Annotated in this window: 7 protein-coding genes; all 7 read right to left on the reverse strand. The window is 64.6% G+C overall.

The genetic code is table 11. The features are described 5' to 3' along the window. Window positions 1-4: 4 nt before the first annotated feature. Window positions 5-1600, reverse strand: coding sequence for an acyl-CoA carboxylase subunit beta (locus KIT86_RS08070; RefSeq protein WP_056278183.1), 1596 nt, complete (start codon window positions 1598-1600; stop codon window positions 5-7). An 82-nt stretch (window positions 1601-1682) separates the two neighbouring features. Then, window positions 1683-1880, reverse strand: a complete 198-nt coding sequence (locus KIT86_RS08075; protein WP_056278186.1) for an SDR family oxidoreductase — start codon at window positions 1878-1880, stop codon at window positions 1683-1685. Window positions 1881-1930: 50 nt separating this feature from the next. Next, on the reverse strand, window positions 1931-2044 hold the full coding sequence (locus KIT86_RS08080) for a hypothetical protein (protein WP_250637255.1): 114 nt from the start codon (window positions 2042-2044) through the stop codon (window positions 1931-1933). A 173-nt stretch (window positions 2045-2217) separates the two neighbouring features. Beyond that, a complete protein-coding gene (locus KIT86_RS08085) occupies window positions 2218-3207 on the reverse strand; it encodes a hydroxymethylglutaryl-CoA lyase (RefSeq protein ID WP_056278190.1) in 990 nt (329 codons plus the stop codon). Window positions 3208-3225: 18 nt separating this feature from the next. Then, the gene (locus tag KIT86_RS08090) at window positions 3226-5223 is read right to left on the reverse strand and encodes a biotin carboxylase N-terminal domain-containing protein (protein ID WP_297397071.1); all 1998 of its coding nucleotides are present in this window, start codon (window positions 5221-5223) and stop codon (window positions 3226-3228) included. 66 nt (window positions 5224-5289) lie between these two features. Further along, a complete protein-coding gene (locus KIT86_RS08095) occupies window positions 5290-6897 on the reverse strand; it encodes a carboxyl transferase domain-containing protein (RefSeq protein ID WP_056278196.1) in 1608 nt (535 codons plus the stop codon). Window positions 6898-6937: 40 nt separating this feature from the next. Next, on the reverse strand, window positions 6938-7329 hold a 392-nt coding region (locus KIT86_RS08100), incomplete at its 5' end, for an enoyl-CoA hydratase/isomerase family protein (protein WP_297397073.1).

The raw sequence follows: 7329 nt of genomic DNA on the forward strand, positions 1-7329 counted from the left end.
TCTCTTACATGCGGTAAACAGGGGTTGCCGTACTCGGCAACGCACGGCGCGCCGCCAGCGCCAGCGCCAGGCCCAGCACGTCGCGCGAGGCCGAGGGTTCGATCAGACCGTCGTCCCACAGCCGGGAGGTGGCGTAATAGGGATCGCTCTGGCGCGCGTACTGCTCGCGTACCTTGCGTTCGATATCCAGCAGCCGCGCCTCATCAGCCGGGCCGCGCAGGTTAGAGCGCGCCAGCTCGACCATCACGTTGCTGGCAATGTCGGCGCTCATCGTGGCAACTCTGGCACTGGGCCAGGCGAACAGGAATTCGGGCTCAAAGCCGCGGCCGCACATGCCGTAGTTGCCGGCGCCATAAGAGCCGCCAACCACCAACGTGAGCTTGGGCACGCGCGCGCAAGCCATGGCATACACCATCTTGGCGCTGTGCTTGGCAATACCGCCACGCTCGGCCTCGGTGCCAACCATGAAGCCGGGGATGTTCTGCAAAAACAGCAGCGGTACTCCGCGCTGGTTGGCCAGTTCGATGAAATGCGCGCCCTTCAGGGCCGACTCGGACAGCAGCGCGCCGTTGTTGGCGAGGATGGCGACCGGCTGGCCGTGGATCGCGCCAAAGCCGGTCACCAGCGTATCTCCCCACAACGGTTTGAACTCGTGGAAAGCGCTGCCGTCGAGCAGCCGCGCAATGATTTCGCGCGCGTCGTAGGGCTGTTTGGGGTCGACCGGTACGACGCCATCGAGCTCAACCGGGTCGTAACGTGGTGCGCTGGGCGGCAGCGGCGGCACCATGGGCGGCTCGGGCGGCAGGCTGGCGACGATCTGACGCAGCATGGCCAGCGCCTGATGCTCGTCCTCGGCCAGGTGGTCGCTGACACCGGAGACACGGCTGTGCATCTCCGCGCCGCCCAGGGTTTCGCCGTCTACCACTTCGTTGATCGCGATCTTGACGATGGACGGGCCACCCAGATGAATGCGTGCGTTACCGCGCACCATCACCACTTCGTCCGACAGCGCGGGAATGTAGGCGCCGCCCGCGGTGCAACCGCCGAACACGGCCGAGAGCTGCGGCAGGCCAGCCTGCGACATGCGGCACTGGCGGTGGAAGCTGTTGCCGAAGTGGTCCTTGTCGGGAAACACGCGGTCCTGCTCCGGCAAAAAGGCGCCGCCGCAATCCACCAGGTACAGGCAAGGCAGGCGCAGGCGCTGGGCAATCTCCTGCGCCCGTATGTGTTTTTTAACGGTTTCATGGAAGAACGAGCCGCCCTTGACGGTGGCATCGTTGGCAATGAACATGCAGGGCCGCCCGGCCACCATCCCGACGCCGGTGACGATGCCCGCACCCGGCACCTCGTTGCCATACTGATCCCAGGCCGCCAGCGGCGAGAGTTCCAGGAAGGCGCTACCGTCATCGACGATGAAGTCGATGCGCTCGCGCACCAGCAGCTTGCCGCGCTCGCGGTGGCGCTGGATGTGCGCGTCGCGCCCGCCGGTGGCCACCTCGGCCAGGCGTGCGCGCAGAAGAGCGATCTGGCCCGCGTGGTGTGCAAGGTTGTCGCGGAAGCTCGGACCTTGCACATCGACCAGCGTTTGAATCACGGACATCCTGTTTCGTCCTTTGAAGCGCGGTCAGACCGCGGCGTAGCCACCATCGACCACCAACTCGGCACCCATGACGGTGGACGACTCATCGGAGGCCCCGGAACAGCACCACCGCCGACACTTCCTGATGCTGCACCGCCCGCCCAATTGGAGTGGTGCCGAGCAGCGATTTGTGATCGGCCGGATCGCTCAACAAGTCCTTGGTCATCGGCGTCTCGATGGCGCCAAGGTGAACCGAATTGACACGAATATTGAAAGGGGCGAGATAGGGCGCGCTGGCCATACTGAACAGCCGTACCTCGCCCTTGGAAGCCCCATAGGCACAGGGTGCGCCTAACGGCCGTAGATAGACAGGATGTTGATGATCGAGCCACCACCTGCCTGCTTCATCGTCGGCACCCCCGTCCGCGTGCCGAAAAAGGGGTAGCGCACGTTGACGTTGAACATGCGGTCCCACTCCGCCGCGCTGGCGAACGCCCGCCGCGACGGTTTCGCCAATCCCGGCGTTCATGTCCGCGACAGGCAGCTCGCAGTGGACCTGGCCCATGCCCATCGCACTGCCCGTCACAAGAATGACCTTGTCCTGTACTCGACCAATGACCTTCTCCTTGTCATGTGATTCAGCGCACCGCCCCACAAATCTCTTGCATTCGCTGGCCGGCGCGAAATCCCTTGAGCGAGCCGCTGTGCATCACATGGCCCGACAGGGTGCGGCCGATGACGCGTTCGGCCAGAAGGGACGCCTCGATCAGCGCCTCTAAATCGATGCCGGTCTCGATGCCCAGTTCCTGGCACATGAACACCATGTCTTCGGTGCAGATATTGCCGGCCGCGCCACCGTGCGTGTGACCCGCGAACGGACAGCCGCCCAGACCGGCGACCGAACTGTCGAACAGCCGCACGCCCATTTGCAAGGCGGCATAAACGTTGGCACCGCCGACGCCGCGCGTGTCGTGCAGGTGCAGGCCGATCTGAGCCTCCGGCACGATCGCGCGCACCGCGCCGACGCGGCGCTTGATCTCCTCGGGATTTGCCCAGCCCATGGTGTCGGCCAAGTAGACCGCCGGCAGCGGCACACGCCGGTCGGCGCAGGCATCGACCAGCCAGCGGACCTGATCGGTGAGGACCGACAGCGGCACGGCGCCACCGAGATTGCAGCCAAAGGCCGTGATCACGTAGGCCTTTTCCACCGGAATGCCCAGGGCGATGTAGCGGTCCAGCCAGCCGAGCTGGCGTTCACGCATCTCGGCCACGCTGCAATTGTTGTTGCGCTGCGAAAACGGCTCGGTTGTGTAGAACATCAGCTTGCCGTCCAGATCCACCTGTTCACAGGCGCGCGCCCGCTCGAAGCCGTTGTCGTTGAGCCAAAGCGCCGTGTAGCGGGTACCAGGGCGCTTGATGATGGCGGCGAACAATTCGGACGTGTCGGCCATCTGCGGCACCGCGCGCGCACTGACAAAGGACGCAACCTGGATCTGCCTCAGACCCGAGAGGCTCAAGGCATCAATCAGCGCGGCGCGGTCCGCCAGCGGATAGGTTTTTGGCTCCATCTGGAAGCCCTCGCGCGGTCCCTCCTCATGGAACTCGACGGAGGTAGGCAAGTTGCTCATCGCTTGTACCTCCTTCGATCAAGCCGGGCTGACTTCGGCCAGCACTTGGTGGCGCTCAACCATGTCGCCGACCCGGCAGCGCAGGCTGCTCAGGCTGCCTTCGAATGGCGCCATGACGTGCAGCTCCATCTTCATCGATTCGAGCACGATCACGGTCTGGCCGATGGAAACCTTCTCACCGACCGCCGACTTGACCGCCACCACCTTGCCCATCATTGGCGCGCCCAATTGACCGCTGGCGGCAGCGTCACCGGCGCCCCCCCCCAGATAGGGTCGTGCCGTGAACAAGCTGCTGCCCAACGCGCTGGCGAGCTCGGCCTGCCACGCGTCGCCCCGGATCGTCAGTTCCAGCGCCCGCCCACCACATTGCAGCAGGAAGCGTCCGCCCGCGAGCGGCTGCAGCGTAGCGCGCACCTTTTGCTCGCCAATGACCAGCGCACTGCTGCCCTGGTCATCGCGCATCGAAAACCGCACGGGCCATTCCGCCGCGCCCGCCTTCAACACAAGGACCGGCTGGGGTGCGGCCTGAATCGGCCCACTGCTCAGGCGCCAGCCCGTGAAACCGTCCCAGAGGGTCCAGCAGCCCAGCGCGGACGACTCGGCACGCCGTTGCGCCAGCCAGTGCAGCGCGGCAGCAGCCAGATGCTCAAGAGGCGGCGCGGCGGGAGCCACCACGCCGCGCTGCGCGTGGCGCTCGTCGATCAGGCGGGTGTGAAATGTGGCATCGCGGGTCTCCGGCCATTCCAGCAGTTCATGCAAAAATTCCAGGTTGGTGACCAGGCCGATCACCGTGCTTTCGCGCAATCCGGCCACCAGCGCCCGGCGCGCCGACTCGCGGTCGGGCCCGTGCGCGATGAGCTTGGCGATCATCGAGTCGTAGTGCGGCGAGATTTCGTCGCCACTGTCTACCCCGGACTCGACGCGCACGCCCGCGCGCGAATAATCGACCACCTGCAACCGCCCGGTAGCCGGCAAAAATCCCGCAGCGGCGTCTTCAGCGCACAGCCTGGCCTCGAAGGCGTGACCGGTGCACCGCACGTCGGCTTGCGCCAGCGGCAGGCTGTCCGTGTCGGCAATGCGCAGTTGCAGTTCGACCAGATCGAGGCCGGTGACTTCTTCGGTCACCGGGTGTTCGACCTGCAAGCGAGGATTGACCTCCAGGAAATAATATTCTTCACCCGTGACGACAAACTCAACCGTGCCCAGCCCGCGGTAATTCACGCCAGAGGCCAGCTTGACCGCATCGGCCAGGATAGCTTCACGCAGACGCGGGCTCAGACCGCTTGACGGCGCTTCTTCGATCACTTTTTGATGGCGTCGCTGCAAGGTGCACTCGCGCTCGAACAGGTGAATGGCGTGGCCCTGGCCGTCACCGGCCACCTGCACCTCCAGGTGGCGCACATGCGGCAGGTAGCGCTCGACGATCAGTTCGCCGTTGCCGAAGGCTTTTTCGGCCTCACGCATGGCACTCTCGATGCGCGACTCCAGCCCCTCCAGCGTCTCGACCACCGCCATGCCACGGCCACCGCCACCAGCCACGGCCTTGAGCAGCACGGGCAGCTTCATACCGCGCACCAGATTCAACACCTCGGCTGGGTCGGTCATGCCGCTTTCGCTGCCGGGAATGACCGGCACGCCGAGACGGGCTGCCTCGCGCTTGGCACTGGCTTTGCCGCCGACGCGCTCGATGGTGTCGGCCCGGGGTCCAATGAAGGTCAAGCCAGCCGCATCCAGTGCGCGCACAAAGGCCGGATTTTCCGAGACAAAACCGTAGCCCGGATGAACGGCGTCGGCGCCCACACGCCGGGCCGCCGCGATGATGGCATCGATGTTCAGATAACTCTCGCTGGGCGCTGCACCCCCGAGTTCGACCGATTCACCGATCTCACGCACATGGCGGGCAAACCGGTCGGCACTGGAGTGCACGGTGGCCACTTCCAGGCCGAGCTTGCGGCAGGTGCGGGCAATGCGGCAGGCGATCTCGCCGCGGTTGGCAATGAGGACTTTCTTAAGCATGCCCAACTCCTGCGGCGAAGTGGGTCATCAAGACGGTGTGGATGCGTTGCATGGCTGGCGTCCTGGTTAAAAACGGAAGACACCGAACGGCGTCGGTTTGGCGGCAGTCCGGGATGCGAGGTCGAGCAGCAGTCCCATGGCGTCGCGTGTTTCCACCGGATCGATGATGCCGTCCACCCACAAATTCGAGGAGAAGTTCGCAGCAGGCTGGAAGTCTTCGTAAATCTTGCGTACCGGCGCCTTGAACGCCTCTTCTTCCTCGGGCGTCCACTCTTTTCCCTCGGTCTTGTTGATCTGTCTGCGCACCAGTGCCATCACCGTGGCGGCCTGATCCGGACCCATGATGGCCGCGCGGCCGGTCGGCCAAGCAAACATCGCGGTCGGGTTGAACGGGCGGCCACACATCGCCAGGTAACCTGCACCGTAAGAGGCGCCCATGATGATGGTGTACTTGGGCACGTTGGCCGAGGCCATCGCCGTGATCATCTTGGCCCCGGCTTTGGCAATGCCAGCCTGCTCGGCGGCGCGCCCGACCATGAAGCCGGTCACGTCGGCCATGAACAGCAGAGGGATGTCTCGCTGGCAGCACAGATCGATGAAGTGCGCCGCCTTCATCGCGCTTTCCGGGAACAGCACGCCCTGGTTGGCCAGGATGCCAACCTCGTGGCCATGGATGCGAGCAAAGCCGGTCAGCAGGGTGTCGCCGTACATCGGCTTGAATTCCTGGAACCGGCTGTCATCGACGAAACGCGCCAGAATCTCGCGCGTGTCGGTCGGGATTTTGGTGTCGCGGCTGATGATGCCGTAAATCTCGCGCGGATCGAAGCGCGGAGGCACCGACGGCTGACGCGTCCAGCGTGGCTTGGGCTGCTCACCCAGGTCCCGTACGATTTCACGCGTGATGGCCAGCGCGTGGCGGTCATCTTCGGCAATATGATCAGTGACACCGCTGACGCTGCAGTGCATCTTGGCGCCGCCCAGCGACTCTGCATCCACCGTCTCGCCGGTGGCGGCAAAGGTCAACTCGGGGCCACCGAGGTACATATAGCCTTGTTCCTTGACAATCACCGCCTCGTCGCACAGCGCCGGGATGTAGGCGCCACCCGCCGTGCAAGGCCCCATCACCACGGCAATCTGCTGGATACCCTCGGCCGACATGCGTACCTGGTTGTTGAAAATGCTGCCGAACTGCCCCACATCGGGAAAGATGTTGGCCATCTCAGGCAGGAAGGCGCCACCGCTGTCCACCAGCGTGATGCAGGGCAAGCGGTGTGCCCAGGCAATTTGCTGCGCCCGCACATGCTTCTTGCAGGTCATGCCGTAGTAGGTGCCACCCTTCACGGTGGCGTCGTTGGCAATGATCATGCACGGACGGCCCTGCACCAGACCGATGCCGGTGATGATGCTGGCACCCGGCGGCACGCCGTCGTACATGCCCTCGCCGGCAAGCATGCCGACCTCTAGGAAAGGCGAACCTGGATCGAGCAGCACTTCGACGCGATGGCGCGGCAGGATCTTGTTGCGCGCCAGGTGTTTTTCCCGCGCTTTCGGGGGGCCTCCGGCCAGCGCCAGTTGGCGACGGCTTTGCAGGTCCGCAATCACGGCCTGGTAGGCTTTTTGGTTGAGCCGAAATTCGTCGTCGGAAGTCGATATGCGGGAGGAAAGGATGGTCATATGTGATTGCGCCTATTCGCGAGACAAAGCATTCAGCCGCTCAGGCCTTGAACACCGGTGTACGGCGTGCCTCGAAGGCCGCCAGACCTTCGCTGACGTCGTCATCGAGCAGAGCCGCGCTGGCCAGGTCTTCCTCAAGCTGGAGACCGACCTCCGACGAACCCTCCATGCCTTGCCGTGCCAAACGTTTCATGGTGGCCATGCCGATGCGGCTGCGCGTGGCGATCTTGCTGCAATACGCCAGCGCCGCTTCACCCAACTGCTCAGGCTCGACCACATAGTTCACCAGCCCCCACTGCTCGGCGGTGGCGGCATCGATCCAGCGCGCCGAAAAGAACAGGTCCAGGCCACGGCGCAGACCCGCAATGCGTGGCATGCGCTGGCTGCCGCCCCACCCGGGAATCAGGCCGAACTGGGCATGCTGGTCGCCAA

Origin of the sequence: Hydrogenophaga sp. (assembly GCF_026125825.1) — a bacterium.
In the GTDB taxonomy this organism is placed as follows: domain Bacteria; phylum Pseudomonadota; class Gammaproteobacteria; order Burkholderiales; family Burkholderiaceae_C; genus Hydrogenophaga.